Source organism: Microbacterium sp. NPDC087665 (genome assembly GCF_044743285.1).
GTDB lineage: Bacteria > Actinomycetota > Actinomycetes > Actinomycetales > Microbacteriaceae > Microbacterium.
Map to the genome: position 1 here is coordinate 354,751 of NZ_JBIUWD010000001.1, position 24,456 is coordinate 379,206.

General features: G+C 68.4%; 24 protein-coding genes. 4 read left to right on the top strand and 20 right to left on the bottom strand.

What is annotated here, in order from left to right; all coding sequences use genetic code 11:
• Window positions 1–1,374 (bottom strand): replicative DNA helicase, encoded by a 1,374-nt coding sequence (gene dnaB / locus ACIOSY_RS01705; protein WP_400848017.1) that lies wholly within the window; start codon window positions 1,372–1,374, stop codon window positions 1–3.
• A 515-nt stretch (window positions 1,375–1,889) separates the two neighbouring features.
• On the opposite strand from dnaB, the gene ACIOSY_RS01710 reads away from it, so the two are divergent.
• Both ACIOSY_RS01710 and ACIOSY_RS01715 read left to right on the top strand, forming a co-directional pair.
• Complete coding sequence (locus ACIOSY_RS01710) at window positions 1,890–2,906, top strand: hypothetical protein (protein WP_400848020.1); 1,017 nt, start codon at window positions 1,890–1,892, stop codon at window positions 2,904–2,906.
• A gap of 111 nt (window positions 2,907–3,017) precedes the next feature.
• Entirely contained in the window at window positions 3,018–4,583 is a 1,566-nt protein-coding gene (locus ACIOSY_RS01715; RefSeq protein WP_400848023.1) for a chaplin family protein, read from the top strand.
• Between the two features lie 479 nt (window positions 4,584–5,062).
• Here the strand turns inward: ACIOSY_RS01715 and rplI are convergent, their stop codons facing one another.
• The 14 genes from rplI to ACIOSY_RS01785 all read right to left on the bottom strand — a co-directional run bounded on the left by rplI (window position 5,063) and on the right by ACIOSY_RS01785 (window position 17,759).
• Window positions 5,063–5,515, bottom strand: a complete 453-nt coding sequence (gene rplI, locus ACIOSY_RS01720) for a 50S ribosomal protein L9 (protein ID WP_400848026.1) — start codon at window positions 5,513–5,515, stop codon at window positions 5,063–5,065.
• 11 nt (window positions 5,516–5,526) lie between these two features.
• Window positions 5,527–5,781 (bottom strand): 30S ribosomal protein S18, encoded by a 255-nt coding sequence (gene rpsR / locus ACIOSY_RS01725; protein ID WP_017829850.1) that lies wholly within the window; start codon window positions 5,779–5,781, stop codon window positions 5,527–5,529.
• A gap of 68 nt (window positions 5,782–5,849) precedes the next feature.
• Window positions 5,850–6,359 carry a single-stranded DNA-binding protein gene (locus ACIOSY_RS01730; protein ID WP_400848029.1) on the bottom strand — a complete coding sequence of 170 codons (510 nt, stop codon included), beginning with the start codon at window positions 6,357–6,359 and terminating at the stop codon, window positions 5,850–5,852.
• 5 nt (window positions 6,360–6,364) lie between these two features.
• The gene (gene rpsF / locus ACIOSY_RS01735) at window positions 6,365–6,733 is read right to left on the bottom strand and encodes a 30S ribosomal protein S6 (RefSeq protein WP_045253958.1); all 369 of its coding nucleotides are present in this window, start codon (window positions 6,731–6,733) and stop codon (window positions 6,365–6,367) included.
• Between the two features lie 153 nt (window positions 6,734–6,886).
• Window positions 6,887–7,882 carry an ADP-ribosylglycohydrolase family protein gene (locus ACIOSY_RS01740; protein ID WP_400848033.1) on the bottom strand — a complete coding sequence of 332 codons (996 nt, stop codon included), beginning with the start codon at window positions 7,880–7,882 and terminating at the stop codon, window positions 6,887–6,889.
• Window positions 7,879–8,874 (bottom strand): ADP-ribosylglycohydrolase family protein, encoded by a 996-nt coding sequence (locus ACIOSY_RS01745; RefSeq protein WP_400848037.1) that lies wholly within the window; start codon window positions 8,872–8,874, stop codon window positions 7,879–7,881. Before ACIOSY_RS01745 ends, ACIOSY_RS01740 begins: the two co-directional genes overlap by 4 nt.
• 45 nt (window positions 8,875–8,919) lie before the next feature.
• Entirely contained in the window at window positions 8,920–10,266 is a 1,347-nt protein-coding gene (locus ACIOSY_RS01750; protein WP_400848040.1) for an ADP-ribosylglycohydrolase family protein, read from the bottom strand.
• Complete coding sequence (locus ACIOSY_RS01755) at window positions 10,266–11,414, bottom strand: ADP-ribosylglycohydrolase family protein (RefSeq protein WP_400848043.1); 1,149 nt, start codon at window positions 11,412–11,414, stop codon at window positions 10,266–10,268. The genes ACIOSY_RS01750 and ACIOSY_RS01755 overlap by 1 nt, the downstream gene beginning before the upstream one ends.
• A 56-nt stretch (window positions 11,415–11,470) precedes the next feature.
• Window positions 11,471–12,763: an ABC transporter substrate-binding protein gene (locus tag ACIOSY_RS01760; protein WP_400848046.1), complete on the bottom strand. Its 1,293-nt coding sequence runs from the start codon at window positions 12,761–12,763 to the stop codon at window positions 11,471–11,473.
• A gap of 48 nt (window positions 12,764–12,811) precedes the next feature.
• Window positions 12,812–13,720 carry a carbohydrate ABC transporter permease gene (locus ACIOSY_RS01765; protein WP_400848049.1) on the bottom strand — a complete coding sequence of 303 codons (909 nt, stop codon included), beginning with the start codon at window positions 13,718–13,720 and terminating at the stop codon, window positions 12,812–12,814.
• Window positions 13,717–14,664 (bottom strand): carbohydrate ABC transporter permease, encoded by a 948-nt coding sequence (locus tag ACIOSY_RS01770; protein WP_400848052.1) that lies wholly within the window; start codon window positions 14,662–14,664, stop codon window positions 13,717–13,719. The genes ACIOSY_RS01765 and ACIOSY_RS01770 overlap by 4 nt, the downstream gene beginning before the upstream one ends.
• On the bottom strand, window positions 14,661–15,683 hold the full coding sequence (locus tag ACIOSY_RS01775; RefSeq protein WP_400848055.1) for a LacI family DNA-binding transcriptional regulator: 1,023 nt from the start codon (window positions 15,681–15,683) through the stop codon (window positions 14,661–14,663). The genes ACIOSY_RS01770 and ACIOSY_RS01775 overlap by 4 nt, the downstream gene beginning before the upstream one ends.
• A 106-nt stretch (window positions 15,684–15,789) precedes the next feature.
• Complete coding sequence (locus tag ACIOSY_RS01780; RefSeq protein ID WP_400848058.1) at window positions 15,790–16,593, bottom strand: HpcH/HpaI aldolase/citrate lyase family protein; 804 nt, start codon at window positions 16,591–16,593, stop codon at window positions 15,790–15,792.
• Entirely contained in the window at window positions 16,593–17,759 is a 1,167-nt protein-coding gene (locus ACIOSY_RS01785) for a CaiB/BaiF CoA transferase family protein (protein ID WP_400848061.1), read from the bottom strand. Before ACIOSY_RS01785 ends, ACIOSY_RS01780 begins: the two co-directional genes overlap by 1 nt.
• A 197-nt stretch (window positions 17,760–17,956) precedes the next feature.
• Here ACIOSY_RS01785 and ACIOSY_RS01790 point away from each other — a divergent pair, with 197 nt between their 5' ends.
• The gene (locus tag ACIOSY_RS01790; RefSeq protein WP_400848064.1) at window positions 17,957–18,655 is read left to right on the top strand and encodes a hypothetical protein; all 699 of its coding nucleotides are present in this window, start codon (window positions 17,957–17,959) and stop codon (window positions 18,653–18,655) included.
• A 145-nt stretch (window positions 18,656–18,800) separates the two neighbouring features.
• Window positions 18,801–19,151, top strand: a complete 351-nt coding sequence (locus ACIOSY_RS01795; RefSeq protein WP_400848067.1) for a cytoplasmic protein — start codon at window positions 18,801–18,803, stop codon at window positions 19,149–19,151.
• 92 nt (window positions 19,152–19,243) lie between these two features.
• Here ACIOSY_RS01795 and ACIOSY_RS01800 read toward each other — a convergent pair whose 3' ends face one another.
• The 5 genes from ACIOSY_RS01800 to ACIOSY_RS01820 are packed head-to-tail and all read right to left on the bottom strand — an operon-like array spanning window position 19,244 to window position 24,425.
• Window positions 19,244–20,083 carry an ABC transporter ATP-binding protein gene (locus tag ACIOSY_RS01800; protein WP_400848070.1) on the bottom strand — a complete coding sequence of 280 codons (840 nt, stop codon included), beginning with the start codon at window positions 20,081–20,083 and terminating at the stop codon, window positions 19,244–19,246.
• Window positions 20,076–20,864, bottom strand: coding sequence for an ABC transporter ATP-binding protein (locus ACIOSY_RS01805; protein WP_400848073.1), 789 nt, complete (start codon window positions 20,862–20,864; stop codon window positions 20,076–20,078). The genes ACIOSY_RS01800 and ACIOSY_RS01805 overlap by 8 nt, the downstream gene beginning before the upstream one ends.
• A complete protein-coding gene (locus tag ACIOSY_RS01810; protein ID WP_400848076.1) occupies window positions 20,861–21,772 on the bottom strand; it encodes an ABC transporter permease in 912 nt (303 codons plus the stop codon). Before ACIOSY_RS01810 ends, ACIOSY_RS01805 begins: the two co-directional genes overlap by 4 nt.
• Entirely contained in the window at window positions 21,769–22,830 is a 1,062-nt protein-coding gene (locus ACIOSY_RS01815) for an ABC transporter permease (protein WP_400848079.1), read from the bottom strand. The genes ACIOSY_RS01810 and ACIOSY_RS01815 overlap by 4 nt, the downstream gene beginning before the upstream one ends.
• An 11-nt stretch (window positions 22,831–22,841) precedes the next feature.
• A complete protein-coding gene (locus ACIOSY_RS01820; protein WP_400848082.1) occupies window positions 22,842–24,425 on the bottom strand; it encodes an ABC transporter substrate-binding protein in 1,584 nt (527 codons plus the stop codon).
• Window positions 24,426–24,456 lie beyond the last annotated feature (31 nt).

Below are 24,456 nucleotides of genomic sequence, written 5' to 3' on the forward strand. Positions count from 1 at the left end.
TCAGTTGAAGTCGCCGCCCGGGGCCATGTCCATGAAGCGGGAGTAGTGGCCCTGGAAGGCGAGAGGGATCGTCGCGGTCGGACCGTTACGGTGCTTGGCGACGATCAGGTCGGCCTCGCCCGGGCGCACGTCTTTGTCGTAGACCGAGTCGCGGTGCAGGAGCATGACCATGTCGGCATCCTGCTCGATCGAGCCGGACTCACGAAGGTCGCTGATCGCGGGCTTCTTGTCTTGGCGCTGCTCGGAACCACGGTTCAGCTGCGACAGCGCGATGACGGGCACGTGCAGTTCCTTGGCGAGCAGCTTGAGCGCACGCGAGAACTCCGAGACCTCTTGCTGACGCGACTCGACGCGCTTGCCCGACGTCATGAGCTGCAGGTAGTCGATGACGACCATGCGCAGGCCGGCGCGCTGCTTGAGGCGTCGGCACTTGGCGCGGATCTCGACGAGCGTCATGTTGGGGCTGTCGTCGATGTAGAGGGGGGCGTCGTTGATGCGACCGCGGGTCGCGGCGACGGTGGTCCAGTCACGCGGGTCGAGCGTTCCCTTGCGCATGCTCTGCAGCGGGATCGCACCCTCGGCGCTGAGCAGACGCATCGCGATCTCGCTCTTGCCCATTTCGAGCGAGAAGAAGATCGACGGGATGTTGTGGCCGATGGATGCCGCGCGGGCGAAGTCGAGCGCGAGCGTCGACTTACCCATGGCGGGTCGGGCCGCGACGACGATCATCTGGCCGCCGTGCAGACCGTTGGTGAGCTCATCGAGTTCTTTGAAGCCGGTCGGGATGCCGGTCATCGATCCGTCGCGACCGCTGGCGGCCTCGATCTCCTCGAGCGCCGCGTCGACCGCGATCGTCAGGGGCACGTAGTCTTCGGCGGTCTCCGAACCGGTGACCGAGTAGATCTCGGCCTGGGCGTTGTTGACGATGTCGGTCGCGTCGCCCTGGCCGTCGTAGCCGAGCTGCACGATGCGCGTGCCCGCGTCGACGAGGCGGCGCAGGATCGCCCGCTCCGAGACGATGCCGGCGTAGTAGCCGGCGTTGGCCGCGGTGGGGACGATCGAGGTGAGCGTGTGCAGGTAGTCGGCGCCGCCGGCCCGGCCGAGCTCGCCGGTCTTGATGAGCTCGTCGGTGACCGCGACGACGTCGGTGGGCTCGCCGTGCGAGTAGAGCGACAGGATCGCCTCGAAGATGAGCTCGTGCTTGGGCACGTAGAAGTCGGCGCCCTTGAGCGTCTCGATCACATCGGCGACGGCGTCTTTCGACAGCAGCATGCCGCCGAGCGCGCTCTGCTCGGCCAACAGGTCGTGCGGAGGGGTTCGCTCGGGGCGGCGCTGACCGCCGAGGCGCTCTTCTGAGATGTCCGCAATCGACACGCTGTTCCCTTCGTGCGACGTTCCCCTGGTGCTGGCAGGCCGAGAAAAGGCCCGCAACGCAGCAAAGCAGGAGCTCCCGACATTCGGTCGCTTGCCCACGCTACGAGCGACCGAATCGACCCGCAACACGGGCTGTGGATAACTCTGTGGAGAGCGGACTAACAAGTCCGGAGTGTCTGTGCAGAACGCCTGTGGATAACCCGGTGGAGTACCCCAGTTGTCAAGAATATTCTGCCGCTTGATCTGGGCTTTCTTGTTTCCCCACCCTGTGGATGAGAATGTACTTAAACTCGCCCTTGAAGGTTGCCGCGCGCAGAGTCCACATGTGTAGAACTTGGGGAAAGTCAAGCCGAAATTCTTCCGGGCGCGTCACGCCTCAGACCCGCGGAATCGTGCGCGAAACGTCATCACTTTTCGCGCAGATGGGGCTAGACAGTCCGATATACCGGGAGTACCGTGGCCGCATCGACGCAACCGCGCGTCAGAACGATCGTCTTTCGGGGAGGGAAGTCATCGTGAACACTCAAGCCACCCGGCGCGGCGTACCTGCCGTAGCTCTCTGGGGTGGTTTGGGCGCGCTCGCGTGGGCGGCTCTGACCGTCCTCACCGGAGGCGGTTCGGCCCACGCCGACGAGCAGCACGACACTCCCCTGCTCGACGGTGTGACCTCGCTCGTCAGCAACACGGTCTCCACGGTCGGCGATACCGTCACCGCGGTCACGGCCCCGCTCGCCCCGGTCGTCACCCAGGTGGTGGCTCCGGTGGTCACCCAGGTGGTGGCTCCGGTGCAGCAGGCCGCGCCCGTCGTGGTCGAGACCGTCACGTCGACCGTGGCCGAGGTTCCCGTCGTCGGCCCCGCGACCGCTCCGGTGGTCGCGGCAGTGACAGACACGGCCCAGGCGGTCGTCGAGCCGGTGACCGATCTGCTGCAGGATGCTCCGGTCTCGCAGATCGTGCAGCCGGTTCAGGATGCTGTCGCCACACTGCCGATCGTCGGATCGCTGCTGCAGGATCTCGGCGTCATCACCCTGCTCGACAACGTCGTCGGCATCGTCGACGACACCACGTCGCTCGTCGGCGGAGTCGTCGACCAGACGGTACCGCCGGTGCTCGAGGCTCTCGACCCGAGCACACCGGCCGTCACGCCGATCGACCTGGTTCCGGATGCATCGACGTCCGCCCCGCTTCTCACCGCTGATTCCGCGGTTTCCGACGTGTCCGAACCGGCGATTTCTGCGGCGACGAGCACTGCCCTGCGTGCATTCCCGCTCGCTCCGGCGACCTCTGCCCTCGACGCGTCGGCGACCAGTGCGCCCGCTTCTGAGGACCCGGCCTCGCCGTTCACCGGTCTGCCCGGGGCACCTGCGGCACCTTCTTCCTCTGCCGCTTCCGGCGGAGCATCCGCTGTTTCCCACGCTCGCCTCAGCGACGTGAACCTGACTCCGCTCCGTGCTTGGGAGCGTACCTCCGGCGCATCCGACGACGTCTTGCCGACGTCGCTGATCGCCGACACCGACGTCTCTCCTGACTGACGGGTTGTCCGGTCGTTCCTCGTGAACGACAGATGCCGTGCTGCGCGCGCACATGTTCTCGCGTGCACCCCATCTATCCAGACACCCCAGTCCAGTCAGGAGAAAGTCATCATGCGTACTTACCTCAAGCGGGCCCTGTGGGGAACGCTTCTCGCCGGCGGGATCACCCTGCTCGGCGCAACAGCCGCCAACGCGGCCGACACCTCGGGAGACGAAGGTCTGCTCTCGGGAACCCAGGCGGAGGCACCGATCTCGGTTCCCGTCACGATCGTGGACAACGCGATCTCCCTGCTCGGCGATGCCGCCGTGCAGCCCGCTCCGGCCCCTGCTCCGGCACCTGCCCCTGCACCGGCACCCGCCCCTGCTCCGGCACCTGCTCCGGCACCTGCTCCGGCCCCTGCTCCGGCGCCGGAGGCCACGACGAGCGGTGATTCCGGCGCAGCGTCCGGAACCCAGGCCGTCGTGACCGTGACCGTGCCCGTCACTGTGACGGACAACGCGGTCAGCATCCTGGGCGACTCGGCCAGCGAGCCGGCAGCTGCTCCCGAGGCTCCGGCACCGGCGGCACCGGCGCCGTCGATCACGACCAACGGCATCGACGGGCTGCTCTCGGGCACCCAGGCGCTGCTGCAGGTCGACGTCCCGATCACCGTGTCGGGCAACTCCATCGCGCTGCTCGGCGAGAGCGACGCAACGGGTCAGGATGCCGCAGCACCGGCAGCACCGACCGCTCCTGCGACCTCGACGGGTCCGACGACCGATGGCAGCGATGGCATCGGCAGTGGCACGCAGGTTCAGGCGCCGATCACCGCTCCGGTGAACGTCTCGGGCAACGCCATCTCGATCCTCGGAGAGAGCGACGCAGCAGCGGCGCCCTCTGCGTCGGCACCGACCTCGAGCTCTGCTCCCGCCACCTCGGCGGGCACCTCGGGTGATGACGCGGTCCTCGGCGGCACTCAGGCGGTCGCGCCGATCACCGCACCGGTGAACGTCACCGGCAACGCGATCTCCATCCTCGGAGAGAGCGCCGTCACCGGCGGAACCAACACCGGAACCACCGCACCCGCGACCCCCGGCACCGGCTCCACCACCACCGGAGACGACGGCATCCTCGGCGGCACCCAGGTCACGGCACCCGTGACCGCACCGATCACCGTCACCGGCAACGCCATTTCCGCCCTCGGAGAGAGCGCCGTCACCGGCGGAACCGGCACCACGCCGGGCGCACCTGCCAGCGGATCCAACACGACCTCCGGGTCGGAGTCGGTCCTCGGCGGCACGCAGATCGGTCTGCCGATCACTCTTCCGATCACCATCGGCGGCAACGCCATCGCGGTGGTCGGTGAGAGCACGGTCACCACGCCGACCGTCACCGATCCTGGCACGGACCCGGGCACTGACCCCGGGACCGACCCGGGTACTGACCCCGGCACCGACCCGGGTACTGACCCCGGCACCGACCCGGGAACCGACCCCGGCACCGACCCGGGGACGAACCCCGGCACGGTGACGAGCGCCGGTTCTGCGACGGCATCCGGAATGACGACGTCTTCGGGAGCTGCGGAGGACGCGCTGGCCAACACCGGCGGCACCCCCGCGATCGCCCTCGGGCTCGTCGCATCGCTGATGCTGCTCCTCGGAGTGGCCCTGCTGCGTCGCCGCCACACGACGGCGTAGTGCTGACGCCGGCGGTGCGGCGTCCGTGAGGGAGGAGGCGCTGCGCCACCGGTGCGCGACCGTGTCGGTCCGGTAACGACGAATCAACCCCCGGGTCCCCAGCCCGACGTCGACCGCGACGCGCGCGCAAGAAGGCGGATGCCCCACGCAACCCGAGCGTGGGGCATCCGTCGCGCCCGCGGGTTCAACCGAGCGCCGTCCCCAACTCAGGAAGACCGGTCGAGAACGGACCGACCTGGCCGAATCCGAGCGGTTGGGCGGCGATTTTCCTGAGTTAGGCCCGCCGCGGGCTGCATAACTCCTCAAAACACGGGTGAACCAGTCCTCCCCGCCTTCGAACAGGGCGAATTCGCCAGGATCTGAGGAGTTATGCACGAGCGGATGCCGTGACACCCACCCGGATACGCCGAACGCCCCCCGTCCCGAAGGACAGGGGGCGTTCGCACTTCGACGGGCTCAGCGGCCCTACGAAGACAGGATTACTTGGCTGCGACGACCTGCAGGGTGATGACTGCGGTCACGTCTTCGTGAAGACGAACCGTGGCCTCGTGGTCACCCGTTGCCTTGATCGGCGCGGTGATGTGCACCTTGCGCTTGTCGATCGTGCCGAGACCGGCAGCGGCGACAGCGTCAGCGACGTGATCGGTCTTGACCGATCCGAAGAGACGACCGGTTGCGCCGGCCTTGACCGCGAGACGCACCTTCGTGCCCTCGAGAGCGTTCTTCAGTGCGACAGCGTCGTCACGATCGTGGATCGCGCGTGCCTGACGCGCAGCCTGGATCGATGCGACCTGCTTTTCGCCACCGCGGGTCCACGCCGTAGCGAAGCCCTGGGGGATGAGGAAGTTACGGGCGTACCCGTTCTTGACCTCGACAACGTCACCGGCACTACCCAGCCCGGCGACCTCATTCGTGAGAATCAGCTTTGCCATGTCGATACCCCTTAGCGGCCAGCGCCAGCGTAGGGCAGGAGCGCCATTTCGCGTGCGTTCTTGATCGCCGTGGCGATCAGACGCTGCTCCTGCACCGAGACACCGGTGATACGACGGGCACGGATCTTGCCGCGCTCCGAAACGAACTTGCGGAGGGTGGCGACATCCTTGTAATCGATGACACCAACCCGGATCGACTTCGCGGGAGCGGTGGGCTTGCCACCCTTCCGCGGCTTGCGGCGGTCGCCGCTCGACTTTCCAGCCATGGTTTTTCCTTAATTAAGAGCGGATGCCGATCCCGGAGCCAGGCCCAGGAATCGAATCCAGAAGTTGTTTAGAACGGGGTGTCGTCGCCGAAGCTGCCCGGAGTGCTCCAGGCGTCTGCGCTGGTCGACGAGCCGGGGGTTGACCACGGCTCCTCCGACACCTGCTGCTGCGCGGGACGAGCCTGTCCTCCGCCTCCGCCGGCACCGCCGGTCGAGGCCGCACGGGTGACCTGCGCAGTCGCGTACCGCAGCGAGGGGCCGATCTCGTCGACCTCCAGCTCGATCGCGGTGCGCTGGTTGCCTTCGCGGTCCTGGTAGGAGCGCTGACGCAGACGGCCCTGCGCGATGACGCGCATGCCCTTGGTCAGCGAGCCCGCCACGTGCTCGGCGAATTCGCGCCAGACGGATGCGCGGAGGAACAGCGCATCGCCGTCCTTCCACTCATTCGCGGCACGATCGAAGTTGCGAGGCGTCGACGCGATGGTGAAGTTCGCCACCGGCAGCCCATTCTGCGTGTAGCGCAGCTCGGGGTCGGCCGTGAGGTTTCCCACCACGGTGATGACGGTTTCGCCGGCCATGAGACTTAGGCCTTCGCAGCCTTGGCGGCCTTGCGGGCTGCCTTCTCTTCGGTGCGCTTGGCCTCGGTTGCGACCATCGCCTGAGCCTCTTCCGAACGAAGGACCTTGGTGCGCATGATCTGCTCGTTCAGCTTCAGCTGACGGTCGAGCTCCTGCGTGGCCTCGCTGGTAGCGGTGAAGTTGACGACGGCGTAGATGCCTTCGTTCTTCTTCTGGATTTCGTAGGCCAGACGGCGCTTACCCCAGATGTCGACCTTGTCAATCGAGCCACCATCGTTGGTGATGACCTTCAGGAACTTGTCGAGCGTAGGTGCGACCTGGCGCTCGTCGATCTCGGGGGTCAGAATGACCATGAGTTCGTACTGGTGCGTCACTTACCCACCTCCTTCGGACTAGAACGGCTTCCGAGGATTTCTCGAAAGCAGGAGGGTGTGTGAACGTGCCCGCCAGAAGGCAGACAACCTGGACAGCTTAGCGGACTTCCGGGCGTGTTGCGAATGCGGGTGCGTCGGCACCCGCATTCGACGTCAGCCCGCGACGACCTCGGCGACCGTGCGACCGGCCAGCGCCGGAATGCCGAGTCCGGTGAGGCGGATGCTGTCGGCCTCGAGCCCCTCGGGAATCCACTCCTCGCCGAACAGCACGGCCGCCGCGGCTCCGGCCAACGCCGGAAGAGAGGCGGCGTTGCGCGGCTGCGCGAGAGCGCCGAGCAGCAGGTCGTCGGCCGAGCGGGCGGTGGCCACGTGGGCGAGCAGGAACCCGAACGTCTCGGGCCCCGCGATCGGGTAGCTGTAGACCCAGTCGCCGACCTGCGTGCTGAGCCGTCGCGCGCGGTCCATCGCGCCGTTCGCCTCGGCCGCGACGCTCAGCGACGTCTCGGCCATGCGTCGGCTCCACGTGTTCTCCGGCAGCTGCTCGACCGCGAGCCGCACGGCATCCGCCGCCGATGCCCCGTCGATCAGGGCGACGAACAACGCCGCACTCGCCCGCGCGCACCACACGCCGTCGAGCGAGTGGGTGATCGAGGCATCCGCATCTGCCGCGTCGACCGCGCCCGACGATCCGTGCACCGCGACCGCAGCGAGCGCACGCACGGTGGCTATGTCGTCGAAGTAGTGGGCGTTGTCGTGTCCGGACTGGGGCGGCTCGGCGCCGTTGCGCAGGTTCTGCAGCGCGAGCTTGGTGCCGATGCGGGCGCGCAGGCCGCTGGCGGGGTCGGCTTCGAGTTCGGCCAGTTCGCGCCACTCGGTGAGCCCGAGGTCGCGCTTCTGCTGGCGGGCCGAGAACGCGAACCACTCGATGTTCTCGCCGGCACCGGGGTGCAGGGTCTTCGGCGGGGCGGCATGCGTGAACGGGCGCGGCACCGTGGTGGTGCGGTCTTCGTCACCGAGCTTCGCGAGGATGCGCACGCGGTTGACCCGCTTGGGCGGCAGCGCGTACACGCGGAAGTCGGCGTTCATCGACGACGACGCCTCACCGGCGGTAATGCCCCGGGTGAGCAGATCGATCAGGGGGGTGGTCATGCGCGCGCCTCCTCGACGATGCGGGTCAGGGTGTCGGCGGCATCCAGCGGGTGGATGCCGGCCATCGAGCGGATGCACGAGCCCACGACCGGTCGCAGCCCCTGCACCCACTCGTCGGGCAGGTCTCCGATGCCCGAGATCGCGCCGCCGATGCAACCGGCGATCGCGGCGGTCGTGTCGGCATCGCGGCCCATGTTTACGGCGAAGAGGATGCTGTCGGCTGCGCGCCCTTCGGCGTGGAGCACCGAGGCCATGGCGAGCCCGACGGCCTCGGGCGCGAGGTCGGCCCAGAAGTAGTCGGCCACGGCGAGGCGGTCGTGCAGGGCGATCGCGAGGGCGTCGTCGTCGAGGCCGGAGTGCACGAGGTCGCGGGCGTCGCGCAGGTTGCGAGCGGTCCAACTGTCGGCCGGGATCGCAGCGAGCCCTGCCTCGTAGCAGGCGGCGGCGTCGGCGCCGGTGAGGGCGGTTGTCACGGCGACCGCGACGACCACTCCCGCCCAGATGCCCTCGGTGGTGTGGCTCACGGCACCATCGGCCTCGGTCAGGCGGCGTGCCAGGTCGACATCGCCGTCGGCGACGATGCCGAGCGGGCTGACCCGCATCGCGAGCCCGTCGCTCCAGCCGTGCATGGTGTCGCCGCTCAGCGGCGGACGGATGCCCCGGCGCAGGTTGTCGATCGCGGCCATCTCGCTGAACCCGCCCCCCTTGAAGTCGTCGGCCTGGGGCAGCACGTCTTCGATCCAGGTCTGGGCGAAGTCGTCGGCGGTCGCTCCGACCCCCACGCGCTGCACGGTCTTGGCGGTGAGCAGGGCGTACTCGGTGTCGTCGCTGCCGGCGGGCTCCGGGTCGAGATAGCCGGTCACGCGGCCGTGCGCCGCCTGGATCTCGGCGGCCGAGAAGCCTTCGACCGGACGCCCGATCGCGTCACCGATCGCGAGGCCGGCGAGCGATCCTCGCACTCGGTCCTGCAGGGTCGGGGTGGGAGAAGTCATGAACGTCCTTGTCTGGAGAAGGGGGTGGCTTGAGAGAGGGGTACCTCAGCGGGTCGGCAGCAACGCGACCGTGCGGCGGGCGAGATCGTCGATCTCGACGCCGTCGAACCCGGGCAGGCTCGTCGCGATGCGGTTCTGCAGCGGATCGATGAAATGCGCGGGGAGCCCGGCGACGCCGGCGAGGCCGCCGAGCACGGAGCCGACCGTGGCGCCGGCCGAGTCGGTGTCCCACCCGGTGATGACGGCGAGCGGCACACCGCGGGCGAAGTCGCCGCCGCTGCGCGCGAGGGCGAAGGCGATGAGCGCGGCGTTGTTGAGGGTGTGCACCCAGTGCAGGTGACCGTACGTGGCGTGCAGCTCGTCGATGGCCGCAGCGTCGTCGAGGTCGCCCCGACCCAGCTCGGCCCCGTGGGCGATGGCCTGCGCGAGCTCGCTGCCCGGGGGCACGACCGTCGCTGCGAGGTCGAGCACCTCGTCGACGGATGCCGCGACCACCGAGGCCGAGGTCAACGCCGCCGCCCACATCGCGCCCCACAGTCCGTTGCGGGTGTGGCTGAGACGGGCATCCGTCCAGGCCATACGCGCGGCCTCGGCGAGGTCGCCGGGGTTGATCCAGCCGTAGACGTCGGTGCGGATGAGCGCCCCGATCCACTCACGGAACGGGTTGCGCACGCGTGCCGCCTCGTCGGGACGGTAGCCGTCGAGCAGGTTGCGGTAGGCGATGCGCTCGGCGGTGAAGGTGCGCCCGGCGGGCAGATCGGCCAGCCACGCCTGCGCGATGTCATCGGTCGTGAAGTCACGGCCGGCCGTCTCGAGCACCCGCAGGTTCAGCAGCGGGTAGTTGAGGTCGTCGTCCTCCGGCATCCCGGCGATGTTCTCGACCAGGGAGTTGACCGACGAGCGCCGGTTCCACGGCCACCGCGCGGCGACGTCGGCCGGAAGGCCCTGCGCCGTGAAGTAGTCGGTGAGCGGCCAGCGACCGGTCGCCCGCAGGATCTCCTCGATGCCCTGCCGCGGGATCTTCTCGACGGGCTTGCCCCACAGGCATCCCGCCGATCGCCCGGCCCACGCGCCATGGGTCCGGTCGAGCACGGCGTCGTGCGCCACGGCGATCGGAGCCGGGATGCCGGGGAGCAACGCGCGCACGGCGCCCCACTCCCCCGGCTCCGACTCGGCAGCGGCGACATCGTCGATCTCGACCAGCAGCTCACGGGCGAGAGTGCGCAGCGCGTCGGGCGCAGCATCCGCCGTCGCCCCTCCGCGCACCGGATCGAGACTGCCGCCGGCGGCACTCCACCGCTCGGCGATCGCGTCGACATCTTTCCCCTCGGCCCGCGCCTGCACGAGCTCGTGCGGCACCAGGTCTTCGGGCTGTGCCCAGGTCAGGCGCATCACGCCCCCCGCAGGGCCGCGACCCGACGCACGTCGGCCTCGGCGCGGGCGACGTCTTTCTCCATGATGTCCACGGCCACGTCCGACAGCAGCGACGCGTACTCGTCGAAGTCGACGCGGCTGGCCGTGGCGATCGTGTCGAAGATGTCGGTCGGGATGACCGCTCCCCCGCCGATGCCCGCGGCGAGGCTGCCCGCCATCGATGCGATCGAGTCGGAGTCGCGACCGTAGTTCACCGCGCCCAGCACGGTCGGCAGGAAGGCGCCGTCGTGCGCGACGAGGAACCCGAAAGCCACCGGCAGCTCCTCGATCGACTTGGTGCGCGAGGGCACCCGGGCGTCCATGAGCGGCTCGCGGTACGCGTCGCCGACGGTGTCGAAGGGACGGATGGCGTCGCGCAGCGCGACCCCGATCGCCTCGTCATCGGCATCCGCCGGGAGCGCGCGCGCCGCGTCGACCACCGCGCGGATCGCCGCAGCGGTGCCGTCGTGCGCCACACGCAGCGCGGCGTCGACGACGGAATCGACGGTCGCATCGACAGCGACGGATGCCGCGACAGCCGCCGCGAACACACCAGCGGCCTCACGTCCGTAGCTCGACTGATGGGCACCGGCGACGTCGATCGCCTCGGCGTACGCCGCCTCGGGGTTGCCCGCATTGACGATGCCGACAGGTGCCATGTACATCGCGGCGCCGCAGTTCACGACGTTGCCGACGCCCGCCTCACGCGGGTCGACGTGCCCGTACTGCAGCCGCGTCACCAACCACTTCTCGGCCAGGAAGATGCGCTGCAGCAGGATCGACTCGCGCTCCAGCTCCGGGATCCAGCGAATCTCGGTCTGCAGCAGCGGCACCAGCAGCTCGGCCACCGCGAACGCGTCGATGTGGTCGCGGCGCTCGGCGTACACCCGGATGAGCGCCTGCGTCATCAGGGTGTCATCCGTGATGTGCCCGTCGCCCTTGTGGTACGGGCTGACCGGCCGAGCGGTCTTCCAGTCCAGGTGATACGGCGGCACGATGCCCGTGATGGGGCCTCCGTACCGCTCCTTGATCTTCTCCGGACTAAACCCTTCGGCCGCCCCTCCGAGGGCGTCGCCGATGGCCGACCCCGCGAGTACGGCCGCCGTGCGTTCCCGAATCCAGCTCATACCAATTCCCTACTTCCTCTGAGGTGGGGCGGATGCGAGCATCCGCCCCACCGTCGTCAACCGTTGACCTGTGCCCAGCCGTCGTCGAGCTCGGTCGCCAGACCCTTGTCGTCGATCTCGCCGCCCAGGAACTTCTGGAACGCGGGAGTCGCGACGGTGTCCTTCCAACGCACGAAGCCGTTCGCCTGCAGGAACACCGGGCCCTCGAGGCCCTCCGCCGACTTCACGATCTCGGGCCAGCCGTTCTGGTCGGCCGTCTGCTCGGCCAGCGCCTCACGCGCCGACACCGTCGTCGGGATCAGCCCGTCGGCGATGTTCATCTTCACGAGGTTGTCGGTCTGCATGAAGTAGTCGAGGAACTTGGCCGACTGCTCCTGGTAAGGCGAGTCGATGTTGATCGACAGCGTCTGCGGGTTGGCGGCCTGCACCGCACCGTCGTCACCGGCGAGCGGCGGCAGCACGATCCAGTCCATGTCGGCCGGGGCATCAGTGGCGATGTTGGCCACCTGGTACGAACCCTGCACCGTCATGGCCGCCTTGCCGGCGTAGAACGTGGCGAGCACGTCCGACCCCGACTGCGTCACACCGATCGGGTCGACCGAACCGTCTTCGATCATCGACCGCACACGGTTCGGCACCTCGAGGTCGGCATCCTTGACCTCGACCTTCATCTCGTCGCCCTTGCCCGTGAAGTACTCCGAGCCGAAGCCCATGCCCAGGCTCATGAACGCGGCCGTCGGGCTCTTCAGACCCCAGGTGATGCCGTGCACGTCGCCCGAGGTGGTCGCCTTCGCGATCTCGTCGAGCTCGTCCCACGTCATCGAGTCCCCGGTCGGGATCTCGACCCCGGCCGCTTCGAGCAGCGTCTTGTTCGCGAACACGACGTAGGTCTGCAGCTCGGTGGGAGCACCGATGATCTGATCGTCGACCGTCACCGACTCGAGCACGCCCGGATCGATGTCGTCGATCGTCTCCTTGCTGAGCAGATCGGTCAGATCGGCGACGTAGCCGTCACGGGCGAAGGGCACGATGCCCAGCACCTCGTAGTGGATGATGTCGGGGGCGACCTCGCCCGCGAACTGCGTCGTCAGCTTGTCGTCGAGGCTGTCGGTCGGGGCCTGCACGATCTCGACCTGGATGTCGGGGTTGTCCTCGTTCCAGGCATCCACGATCTCCTTCGTCGCCTGGATGGCGGCCGGCTGGTCGGAGAACGACTGGAATGTGATCGATACCGGTTCGCCGTCTCCGGTGTCTTCGGTCGTGTCGCCGCCTGATGAGCAGGACGCGAGGGTCAGCGCCGTCACCGCCGCTGCAGCGAGCGCGATGGTCGCGCGATGAAGCTTCTTCACTTCATACCTCTTTCTTTATGGTGATGGGAATTACGGGGGATCTGTGGGTCAGCCCTTGACGGCGCCCGAGAGCAGGCCGGTGGCCAGACGCTTCTGCAGCAGGGTGAAGAAGACGATGCTCGGGATGCTCGACAGCAGCGCACCGGCCGCGAGCGGTCCGACGGCGACCTTGCCCTCGCCGCCGACGAAGGTGCTCAGCGCGATCGGCAGGGTGTAGTTCTCGGGCGACTGCAGCAGCACCAGGGCGAAGAAGAACTCGTTGTACGCCGAGACGAAACTGAACATCGCGGTCGCGACGAGTCCGGGCATCAGCAGCGGAAACACGACACGTTGCAGGGTGCGGGCCTTGTTGGCCCCGTCGATCGCCGCCGCCTCTTCGATGTCGTAGGGGATCGCCGCGACGTAGCCCTGCAGCATCCACAGCGAGAACGGCAGCGTGTAGACCGAGTAGACCGCCACCAGACCCAGCAGCGAATCGACCAGGCCGACCGACCGCAGGATGAAGAACAGCGGGATGACGACCAGGATCACCGGGAAGATCTGACTCACCAGGATGTAGCCGACGCCGATGGAGCGCAGCTTTCCCTGGTATCGCGCCATGACGTACGCGCCCGGGATCGACAGCAGCGTCACGATGATCGTCGTCGCGACGGCCACGAGCAGGCTGTTGCCCGCCGCGCGCACCAGGCCCTGGCGTTCGAGCGCCACGATGAAGTTGTCGATCGTCGGCTGCAGCGGGAACAGGTTGACCGCCAGGGAGTTGATCTCGGCCGACGACTTGAACGCCGTCGAGATCAGCCACAGCAGCGGGAACCCGAGGAAGATGAGGAACCCGGCGAGCGCCACGTACTGCAAGATGCGCACGAGCGGCTTCTGGGTGCGGTGGCTCATCCGCGGGCGGTGCTTCTTCTTCGTATTCTGGGTGACCATGTTCTGTGTCACGGTGCTCTGACTCATCGCGCACTCTTTTCCGGACGGAGCTGACGCCACAGGGCGATCACCAGGATGACCACGAGGAAGATGACGATCACGTCGCCCATCGCCGCCGCACCACCGGTGTTGCGGGTCTTGAAGGCTTCGAGGTAGGTGAAGAGCATCGGCAGCATGGTGCGACCGCCGGGGCCGCCCTCGGTCATGACGTAGACGATGCCGAACGAATTGAAGTTCCAGATGAAGCTCAGGCTCGCGATCGAGAAGATCACCGGGCGCAGCGCCGGCAGCGTGACGCTGACGAACCGGCGCCAGGTGCTCGCCCCGTCTACGGCCGCGGCTTCGAGCAGTTCGCCCGGAACCTGTTGCAGTCCGGCGAGCAGCACGACGGTGTTCTGCGGCATCCCGACCCAGACGCCCACCAGGATCACGGCAGGAAGAGCCAGACCGAAGTCGCCGAGCCAGTTGATGTTCTCGGGGCCCCCGAGCGACTCGATCGCCCAGTTCAGCGGGCCGTTGGTCGGCGAGTAGATCATCTGCCACATCACCGCGACGACCACGGGCGGCATCGCCCACGGGATCAGCGCGAGCACACGGGTGATGCCGCGGAAGCGCATGTCGGTGTTGAGCAGCAGAGCGAGGCACAGTCCGCCGATCAGCTGCAGCGCGGTCACCGTGACCGCCCAGATCATGCCGATGCCGAACGACTGCCAGAACTGGGTGTCGGAGCCGAGCTTGATGAAGTTCTCGAAGCCGATGAACTGCGTCTCGTGATTGCGCGCGAGGCGCGAGTCGGTGAACGCCGTCGCCACGCCGATGAACAGCGGGATCACGCTGAGAGCGAGGATCGGGATCAGCGTGGGGATGACGAGGCCCAGCGCTTCGTTGCGGCGGGAGCGCGCGAGCCCTCCCGGCTTCGGGGTCGATCCCTTCGGCTTCATCGTCGTGGGCAACATGCTCGTGGTGCTCATGCGGTTTCTCCGATCGTCGATGCGCGCACCACGAGGGTGGCCTCCACCGTCTCGCGCCGCGTCGGACGCGACGGATCGGCGAAGCGCTCGCTGAGCATCCGTGCCGCGATACGGCCACGGCGTTCGGACTGCAGCGAGACGGAGGTGAGAGGTGGGCTGTAGAGAGCCGCGAGGTCGGTGTCGTCGATGCCGGTCACGGCGATGTCCTCGGGTACCCGCAGACCCTGGCGACGGGCGGCGTTGATCGCGCCGATCGCGATCAGGTCGTTGGCGCAGACGATCGCGTCGATCGGTTCGCCGCTCTCGCGGGTCGCCGTGAGCAGGCGCTCCGCGGCATCCACTCCTGCGCCGACCGTGAAGTCGGTCGCGGTGACCTGACGCGCATCGGTGCGGGTCAGCCCGTGGCGTTCGGCGGCGGCGGTGAATCCGGCGCGGCGCGCGGCGCCCGGGTTGGTGTTGCCGGGACCGTTGATGACGCCGATGCGCGTGCGGCCGATGTCGACCAGGTGATCGACGACCATGCCGACGGCGACGGCCGAGTCGACGAAGACGCTGTCGATGCTGAGCTCGGAGTGCAGGGTACCGATGACGACGACGGGCACGACCGTGTCGGCCAGTGCCTGCCGCAGAGCGGGCGTGACCCGCAGCGGCGAGATGATGAGGCCGTCGCCGGCGCCCATGCTGAGCATGCGCACGAGTTCGACGGTCTGGTCGGGGCGTCGGCCGGTCGCCGAGACGCTGATGCGCGTGGTCTCGCCGAGTTCCTCTTCGATCGCACGCAGCATCTGCACGTAGTTCGGGTTGCCGATGTCGTCGACCGCGAAGACCACCTGAGGATGCCCGCCCAGACGCAGTGACCGCGCCGTGGCGTCGGGCAGGTAGCCGATGCGCTTGGCGGCCACGCGCACCTTGCGCACCATCTCGGGGCTCGCCGAGCGGCCGGTGAGTGCGCGCGAGGCGGACGCCAGCGAGACGCCGGCCGCAGCCGCGACCTCGTGCAGAGTCGGCTTCGTCCCCATGGTTCTCCTCGTCGAGTGGAAACGTTTCCAGTCGTCGAATGTGGAAACGTTTCCAAATCGACGCTGGTTGGGCTCCAGGGAATCTAGGCTCCCTCCCCGGTGGGTGTCAAGACCCCGGTTCGACGAAGCGCAGAATCCGCTCGGCGCGACCGCGCATCGCCGGGTCGACCATCTCGCCCGAGGCGAGCGTCGCCACTCCCCCGGCGTGCATGGCGGCGACGACCTGCCGCGCCCAGGCCACCTCGGCGTCGGTGGGAGCGAAGACCGCCGCGATCACGGGCAGCTGCACCGGATGCACCGCCATCCGCCCGAACAGGCCGAGCTCGGCCGCGTGGCGAGTGTCGGCACGAAGCCCCTCGTCGTCGCGAATGGCCGGGAACACCGAGGCCATCGGCGCCGGCAGGCCGGCCGCCCGCGCGGCGAAGAGCATCGAGAGCCGGGCGTGATCGATCATCGGATCACCGCCCCCGACCTCGCTGCGCAGATCGCTGTCGCCGAGAGCCAGGGCGGTCACGGCCGGATGCTCGGCGATGGCGAGCGCGTTCACGACGCCGCGAGCGGTCTCGAGCAGCGCGATGAGCGGATGCCCCGGCGCGAGAGCTGCGGCGCGATCGACGTCGTCCGCCGTCTCGACCTTCGACAGGCGGATGCCGACGTCCGGGGCGAGATCGGCGAGCGCGCGCAGGTCGTCGTCGACGCCCGGGTTGACCCGCACCTGTACGGCAGCCGATCCGCGCTGATCTCCTCGCAGCCAGTCGACGACGGCGGTGCGCGCCTGATCCTTGCGATCCGGCGCGACCGAGTCCTCCAGGTCGAAGACCACCAGGTCGGCTCCGCTGTTCTCCGCCGACGCGAAGCGGTCGGCGCGGTCGCCGGGAACGTAGAGCCCGGTGCGGTAGACGTCGGTCATCACACCGCTCCCCCTTCGTGCAGCTCGGCGATCTCGGCATCCGAGAATCCCGCCTCCCGCAGCACGTCGTCGGTGTCGACGCCGTGCCGGCGGCCGGTCCAGCGGATCCCTCCCGGGGTGCGCGACAGGCGGAACAGCACATTCTGCATCGCGACGTCGCCGAGTTCGTCGTCGTCGACCCGCACGACCGTGCCGAGGGCCCGATACTGCGGGTCATCGACCACACCCCGCACGTCGTAGACCGGGGCGATGGCGGCAGACGCCGCCTCGAACGCGGCAATCACCTGATCGGCGTCGTGCACGCCGATCCACGACTGCACGGCATCGTCGAGGTCGTCGGCATGCAGCGCCCGCTCGTGCCCGGAGTGGAACCAGGGCTCGTCGATCAGTTCCGCACGACCCACGACGGTCATCACCCGCTCGGCGATCGACTGCGAACTCGTCGACACCGCCAACCACACCCCGTCGCGCGAACGGTAGACGTTGCGCGGGGCGTTGTTGACCGAGCGGTTGCCGGTGCGCGGTTGCACGATGCCGAGCTGATCCCACGCGGTGATCTGGCCGCCCAGCAGCATCAGGATCGGCTCGATGATCGCCATGTCGACCACCTGCCCCTGCCCGTCGCGCTCGGCGCTGCGCAGCGCCGCCATCACCGCGTACGAGGTGGCGAGGGCGGCGATGCCGTCGGCGAGACCGAACGGCGGCAGCGTCGGGGGCCCGTCGGGGGCTCCGGTGAGCGCGGCGAAACCGCTCATCGCCTCGGCGAGACTGCCGAAGCCGGGCCGGGCGGAGTACGGGCCGAACTGCCCGAAGGCGGTCACACGAGCCAGCACCAGCCGCGGGTTCGTCGCATGCAGGGTCTCGGGCGAGAGACCCCAGCGCTCCAGCGTTCCCGGCCGGAAGTTCTCGATCATCACGTCGGCGTCGGCGACCAGGCGCAGCAGCACCTCGGCGCCCGCAGGCGTGCTCAGGTCGATCGTCATCGTGCGCTTGTTGCGCCCGAGCGTCTTCCACCAGAGATTGACGCCGTCCTTCTGCGGCCCGTGGCCGCGCGACGCATCGGGCCGGGTCGGATGCTCGACCTTGATCACATCCGCCCCGAAGTCGCCGAGGAACGTCGCCGCCAGGGGTCCCGCGAACAGCGTCGAGACGTCGAGAACGCGCACCCCCTGCAGAGGAGGCGTTGGAACAGTTCTCAGATCTTCCTGGTCCGACACCGAGACATGATAGCCACAGCGTCGGCCGGACACGAGCGGTGTTTATCCACAGCCCACGGAGTGCGGATTAGCGACAGCCGCCATCAGTTGGCACAATGGACGCGCGCCGGTGATCCTCATCGGTGCGCGACCAAAAGGGGGGACGCATGCGCGTCAACAAATGGGGCATCGGCGTTGTACTCGCCGCTGCCGTCATGCTCACCGGCTGCGCGGCTCCGGCAGACAAGCCTGCCGACGAGAAGCCGAGCAGCAGCAGCACCGAAGAGACCACCGCACCGTCGTCCGACTGCCCCGAGCTGGCAGAAGGCGCCACGGTCGACATCGTCGCTCTCAGCACCTGCGCCACCGAGAACATGAAGGACGCGGCCGGCTACGCCGCCACGTCGAACACGCTCGGCATGGAGTCGACCGTTCGCCACAACCCGAAGACCGAAGCCACCGAGCTCATCTCGCCCATGGGCTCGATGATCGTCATCGGTGACGAGGCCTGGGTCAAGTCGACCGGCGAGTGGCAGGTCGCCGACACGGCTTCCTCCGACCCGATCATCGCCGGCCTCAGCTCCGCTGCAGAGACCGCCAACACGATGGACCCGGCCACCGCAGCCGCCGCCCTCAACGGTGAGTTCACCGTCACCGGCACCGGCGAGCGCCTCGGCAAGAAGGTCTTCATCGTCTCGGGCACCACCGAGCAGGAGGGCGTCTCGGTCGACGCCACCTTCGAGGTGACCGAGGACTACATCATCCTCGCGACCACGACGAGCGCCGAGGTCAGCGGCCAGGCGATCGAGTCGGTTCTCGAGATCACCGACTGGGACGTCGCGCAGGACATCGTCGCACCCCTGTGATCGACGACTGACGCCGGAGCATCCGCTCCCGTCGAAGGCCCGGCATCCGTTTCGGATGCCGGGCCTTTTCGCGCCCGCGGCGCGGCCGCGAAGCGCTCCCGAGATGGGGCTGATGCAGACGGATGCCGAGGCGTAGGGTCACCCCATGATCACCGATGATCCCGTCGCCACGAACCCCGATCACTACCGCACCCTGTGGGAGAACGAGCACGTCCGCGTGCTCGAATACACGGACTCTCCCGGCGACCGCACCACACCCCACGAGCATCCGAACACCGTGATGGTCACCCTGAGCGACTTCGATCGCCGACTGTCAGCGGGCGAAAGGACGTTCGACACGACCCTCTCGGCCGGGCAGGCGGTGTGGCTCTCCGCCCAACGGCACTCCGGCGAGAACACCGGCACGACGCCGACGCACACGATCCTCGTCGAGCTCAAGGGCGACGCGGCGGGCGATCCGACCGCTGCACCGTTAGGCCCTCAGCGGCCGGCCTGACGGCACGCCCACTCGCGTTGATCGTTGTGAAATGCCGGTCATGGAGCCGGATGAGCGACATTTTGCACCGCTCAACGGCCCCACAGGCACGGTCAGTTGAGGACGGGAGGGATCTCCGACCACAGTTCGCGGTCTTCGGTCGTGGGCGCCTCGGGAATGCGACCGGCACCGTCGGGTTCGGGGATCGCGGCCAGCAGCGACTGCGTGTACGGATGCTGCGGCGACGCCCACACCTGATCGGTGGGGCCCGACTCGAGCACGCGGCCCGAGAACATCACGAACGTACGGTCGGCGATGCGGCGCACCACGGCGAGGTCGTGCGAGATGAACAGCATGCCCGCGCCGGACTCGGCGACGAGGTCGCGCATAAGGCCGGCAACGCTGGTCTGCGTCGAGGCGTCGAGCGCCGAGATCGGCTCGTCGGCGACGAGCAGAGACGGGCGCGCGGCGAGCGCCCGGGCGATCGCGATGCGCTGCTTCTGGCCACCCGAGAACTGGTGCGGGAAGCGGGTCACGACGTTCGTGGGCAGCCCCACCCGTTCGAGCCACTCCTCGACGGTCGACCCCTCGGCTCCGCGGGCGCGGGCGGTGGCGATGCCGTCGGCGATCTGGTCGCCGACGCGACGGCGCGGGTTGAGCGACGTCGACGGATCCTGGAAGACCATCTGGATGCCGGTGAGGGCGATGGAGCGGCGACGGATGCCGAGCGGCGAGACCGGGGCATCCTGGAACAGCACCCTGCCGCCCGCGGTCTTCTCGATGCCGACGACGGCGCGCGCGAAGCTCGACTTACCGCTGCCGGACTCGCCGACGAGGGCGACGGTCTCGCCGGCGGCGACGCGCATCGACACCCCGTTCACGGCGATCACGGGCGGGCTGCCGGGGTAGCGCACCACGATGTCCTGTGCGTCGAGGACTGAGATGTCACTCATCGTCGGCCTCCTCGATCCGCGAGCCGGGCAATGCGGCGAGCAGCGTGCGCGTGTATTCGTGCTGCGGGTCGCTGAACAGCGTGGCGCGATCGGCGCGTTCGACGATCACACCGTCTTTCATCACGGCCACCTCGTCGGCGATCGCGCTCATGACACCGAGGTCGTGGGTGACGAGCAGCACGGCGAGATCGCGGTCGGTGGCGAGATCGCGCAGCAGGCGCAGGATGCCCGCCTGCACGGTCACATCGAGGGCGGTGGTCGGCTCGTCGGCCAGCAGCACCTCGGGGTCGCAGGCCAGGGCGCAGGCGATCGCGATGCGCTGACGCTGCCCGCCCGAGAACTGGTGCGGGTAGCGCTTGAGCGCTTCGGCCGGGTTCGGCACCTGCACGGTCTGGAGCAGTTCGACGGCCCGGGCCCGCGCAGCAGCACCCTTGAGTCCGAGGTGCACGCGCATGTGGTCGGTGAGCTGGCGGCCGATGGGCAGCTGGGGGTGCAGTGACGCCGACGGGTCCTGGAAGATCATCGCGATGCGCTTGCCACGGATGCGGTTGAGCCCCCGGCGCTTGAGGCCGATGAGCTCTTCACCCGCGAGGGTGATCGATCCGCCGGTCTTCGCCTGCCGCGGGAGGAGTCCCAGAACGGCGAGCGAGGTGAGGGTCTTGCCCGAGCCGGATTCGCCGGCGAGGCCGTGGATGCGACCGGGTTCGAGGTCGATCGAGACGCCCTTCACGAGCGGGCGTCCGATGTCGATCGTCAGGTCGCGGATGCGGAGAACGGTCATGCGGCCACCCCCGTCGCCGATGCCTTGTGCTCGGCCTGCTTCTCGTGGGTGACCTCGGCCGTGGGGTCGAGGATGTCGCGCATCGCGTCACCGAGGAAGTTGAACGCGAGCACCACGGTCAGGATCGCGAGACCCGGGAAGACTCCGAGCCACCAGGCGTCGAAGTTCTGCATCGCCGCCGAGATCATCGATCCCCATTCCGCGGTCGGCGGCTGGGCGCCGAGTCCGAGGAACGAGAGGCCGGAGAGCAGCAGGATGGCCGCGCCGATGTCGAGGGTGGCGAGCACCAGCACGGGACCGGCGATGTTCGGGAGGATGTCGACGAACAGCGTGCGCGCCGGCGAGTGGCCGAGCAGACGACCGGCGATGACGTAGTTCTGGCCGCGCAGCCCGAGCACGATGCTGCGGGTGACACGGGAGTACTGCGGCCACGAGACGACGATCGCCGCGATCACCGCGTTGAAGAGCGAGGGGCCGAGCGAGGCGGCGACCACCATCGCGAGGATCACGGTCGGGAACGCCATGAACAGGTCGGTGATGCGCATGAGCGTCTCGTCGAGCCATCCGCCGAAGTATCCGGCGAGCGCACCGATCAGGGTGCCGATCACCATCGCGGCGATCACGAGCATGAGCGCCAGCGGCAGGCTGACCGTCGCACCGGTCATGAGGCGCGAGAAGATGTCGCGGCCGTTGCCGTCGGTGCCGAGGAGGGTGTCGACCCCCGGCTCCTGCAGACGCGGGAAGATCTGGGCGTTCGGGCCGTAGGGCACCCACCACTGCGCGGTGAACGCGATGATCACCCAGGCGCCGGCGATGACCGTGCCGATGATGCCGAGGGGCGTGCGCCAGGCGCGCGGCCAACGGAACCGGAACCGCCAGGGCCCGGATGCTGCGTCGATGCGGCTCATGCGATCCTCACTCTCGGGTCGAGGACGCCGTAGAGCATGTCGACGACGAAGTTGATGAGGAGATAGATGAAGCCGACCACCAGGCCGACGCCCATGATGCCGGGGAGGTCGAGGTTCGCCGCCGAGTTGTAGGCGTAGGTTCCCAGGCCCGGCCACGCGAACACCGATTCGACGAGCACGGTGCCCGACAGCAGGGTGCCGAAGGCGACACCGACGACGGTGAGGATGGGGAGGGATGCTCCGCGCAGCACGTAGTCGAGGATGACGCGCATCGCCGGGAGGCCCTTGGCCCGGGCGGCGCGCACGTAGTCGCTGCCGAGCACTTCGAGCACCGAGGTGCGGATGAAGCGGGTCAGCAGACCGATCGTCACGAGCGAGAGCACCATGACTGGCAGGGCGAGGTGGGCGAGCGCATCGAAGAATCCGACCGCGTCGCCGTTGAGCAGGTAGTCGACCGTGTAGAGGCCCGTCACGCGCGGGGGCGGCATGATCGACGGCGAGATGCGACCCGACCCGGGGGCGATGCGCAGCTCGAGGAAGAAGACGTAGAAGCTCACCAGGGCGAGCCAGAAGGTCGGAACGCTCAGACCCACCAGCGTCACCACGCGGATGACCTGGTCGGTCACGAGACCGCGACGGTAGGCGGCGAGCGTGCCCAGCACCACGCTGACGGCGAGACTCACGATGATCGCGCTGATCGCGATCTCGATCGTCGCCGGCACCGCGGTCGAGAGGTCGCTGGTGACCGCACGACCGGTCACCAGCGACGTCCCGAGGTCCCCGCGCAGCAGGTTCCCCATGTAGATGAAGTACTGCACGATCAACGGCTGATCGAGTCCGTGCTCCCGGATGAACGCCTCACGCGTCGCCGGGTTCTGCGATGCACCCTCACCGAGTGCCGCCGAGACGGGGTCTCCGGGCACCAGGTTGGTGAGCAGGAACGTGACGATCGTCACGCCCACCAATAGGAGCACCGAAGTACCGAACCGCCGCAGCAGGTATCCGATCAGGGGAGACCTGCGCCGTCGCGCCTGTCTCTGCATCGCCACCGTCGTCATGCGTTATCCGTTCAGCCGGCCGGGGCGATCTCGGCGATGTCCATCTCCCACACCGAGTTGTACACGGCGCCGGTGACGTCACCCGCCGAGGCGATGTTGCGACCCGGGACGATGAGCGGCACGAACGGACCCTCGGCCTGCATGGCCTCGGCGAACTCCGTGAAGAGCGCGGTGCGCTCGTCGGCATCCGTCGCACTGGCGGCGTTCGCAGCGATCTCCGCGATCTCGGGGTTGGCCTCGGCGGCCCAGCCGGAGCGGAGACCGACCTTGAGTCCCGGACCGAAGGGGAGGAAGTTCGCCGAGTCGGCGTAGTCCGGACCCCAGAACCACAGGCCGAAGCCCTCGGTGCCGTTGACGTATGCGTCGAGTTCAGTGGCGAACGGTGCGGGAGCGAGCTCCACGGCGATGCCGGCATCTTCGAGCTGCGCCTGCACGCGCTCGGCGAGCGGGGTGAACTCCACGCCGCCGACCGGGTAGTCGTTCGGAAACTGCAGCTTCAGGGTCTGACCCGTGTAGCCGGCCTCGGCGAGTGCGGCCTTGGCCTTGTCGAGGTCCTGCGTGACGCCGGTGTCGAGCGAGCCCTCGAATCCGGGAGGGATGACGCCCGTCGCCTGAACCGCGCCGGCGCCGGCCAGCTCGAGCAGTGCGTCGTAGTCGAGTGCGTAGCGGATCGCTTCGGCGATCTTGACGTTCGCCAGCTCACCGCCGGCTTCGCCCTGGTTGAGCAGCAGGAAGATCGTCTGGCCCGAGGGGACGGAGTCGACCGAGAGGTCGTCGCCGAGACCGGCGACCTGGTCGCCGTTCAGGTCCATCGCGACCATCGAGTCGCCACCCTTGAGGTTGGCGAGCTGCGTGGCGCTCTCCGAGACGTTGCGCACGACGACGCGGCTGTAGGCCGATTCCTCATCGCCGTTGTACTCGTCGTTCTTGGTGAGCACGACCTGCGACGAGAGGTCGAGGGTGTCGAGCACGAACGGGCCGGAACCGGCCGACTCGCCGTCGAGGAACTTCTGCGCGCTGTCGGAACCGTCGGTCGAGCCGCCGTTCTCGATCACGACGTCGGAGTTGACGATGCCGAGTGCGGGGTTCGCGAGGATCGCGGGCAGCTGCAGCAGCGGGGTCTCGGACGTGAACGTGATCGTCTTGTCGTCGACCTCGGTGATGGTCAGGCCGCCGAGGAGGAAGTTGGGCTTGGCGTCTTCCATGCCCTGGATGCGCTGCAGCGAGAAGACGACGTCCTTCGCTTCGATCGGCGAACCGTCGGAGAAGACGCGGTCACCCTCGAGCGTGAAGGTGAACTCGGTCGCGGTGTCGTTCTGCTCCCACGAGGCGAGGCCGGGGACCGGCGTCGAGACGTCGGATCCCTCGAAGTCGACGAGGGTCTCGTAGAGCGCCTTCGCGATCATGTTGCCGGTCGGGTCGTACGTGTGACCGGGGTCGGTCGTCTCGATCGAGAATGCGGTGTCGATGACCAGCGAGTCGGAACCCGAGGACTGGTCGCCGTTATTGGCGGAGTTGCCTCCCGAGCAACCTGCGAGCGCGAGGAGCGCGATGGCTCCGAACGCGATGACCGACGTATTGCGGCGTGACGACATGAGGGCCTCCAAGGGCGAGGAGTACATCCGG

Coding starts and splice junctions, on each gene's coding strand:
- ACIOSY_RS01715 (WP_400848023.1), top strand. CDS start 3,018: ATGCGTACTTACCTCAAGCGGGCCCTGTGGGGAACGCTTCTCGCCGGC.
- rplI (WP_400848026.1), bottom strand. CDS start 5,515: ATGGCAAAGCTGATTCTCACGAATGAGGTCGCCGGGCTGGGTAGTGCC.
- rpsR (WP_017829850.1), bottom strand. CDS start 5,781: ATGGCTGGAAAGTCGAGCGGCGACCGCCGCAAGCCGCGGAAGGGTGGC.
- ACIOSY_RS01730 (WP_400848029.1), bottom strand. CDS start 6,359: ATGGCCGGCGAAACCGTCATCACCGTGGTGGGAAACCTCACGGCCGAC.
- ACIOSY_RS01740 (WP_400848033.1), bottom strand. CDS start 7,882: ATGACCACCCCCCTGATCGATCTGCTCACCCGGGGCATTACCGCCGGT.
- ACIOSY_RS01745 (WP_400848037.1), bottom strand. CDS start 8,874: ATGACTTCTCCCACCCCGACCCTGCAGGACCGAGTGCGAGGATCGCTC.
- ACIOSY_RS01750 (WP_400848040.1), bottom strand. CDS start 10,266: ATGCGCCTGACCTGGGCACAGCCCGAAGACCTGGTGCCGCACGAGCTC.
- ACIOSY_RS01755 (WP_400848043.1), bottom strand. CDS start 11,414: ATGAGCTGGATTCGGGAACGCACGGCGGCCGTACTCGCGGGGTCGGCC.
- ACIOSY_RS01765 (WP_400848049.1), bottom strand. CDS start 13,720: ATGAGTCAGAGCACCGTGACACAGAACATGGTCACCCAGAATACGAAG.
- ACIOSY_RS01770 (WP_400848052.1), bottom strand. CDS start 14,664: ATGAGCACCACGAGCATGTTGCCCACGACGATGAAGCCGAAGGGATCG.
- ACIOSY_RS01775 (WP_400848055.1), bottom strand. CDS start 15,683: ATGGGGACGAAGCCGACTCTGCACGAGGTCGCGGCTGCGGCCGGCGTC.
- ACIOSY_RS01780 (WP_400848058.1), bottom strand. CDS start 16,593: ATGACCGACGTCTACCGCACCGGGCTCTACGTTCCCGGCGACCGCGCC.
- ACIOSY_RS01790 (WP_400848064.1), top strand. CDS start 17,957: ATGCGCGTCAACAAATGGGGCATCGGCGTTGTACTCGCCGCTGCCGTC.
- ACIOSY_RS01795 (WP_400848067.1), top strand. CDS start 18,801: ATGATCACCGATGATCCCGTCGCCACGAACCCCGATCACTACCGCACC.
- ACIOSY_RS01800 (WP_400848070.1), bottom strand. CDS start 20,083: ATGAGTGACATCTCAGTCCTCGACGCACAGGACATCGTGGTGCGCTAC.
- ACIOSY_RS01805 (WP_400848073.1), bottom strand. CDS start 20,864: ATGACCGTTCTCCGCATCCGCGACCTGACGATCGACATCGGACGCCCG.
- ACIOSY_RS01810 (WP_400848076.1), bottom strand. CDS start 21,772: ATGAGCCGCATCGACGCAGCATCCGGGCCCTGGCGGTTCCGGTTCCGT.
- ACIOSY_RS01815 (WP_400848079.1), bottom strand. CDS start 22,830: ATGACGACGGTGGCGATGCAGAGACAGGCGCGACGGCGCAGGTCTCCC.
- ACIOSY_RS01820 (WP_400848082.1), bottom strand. CDS start 24,425: ATGTCGTCACGCCGCAATACGTCGGTCATCGCGTTCGGAGCCATCGCG.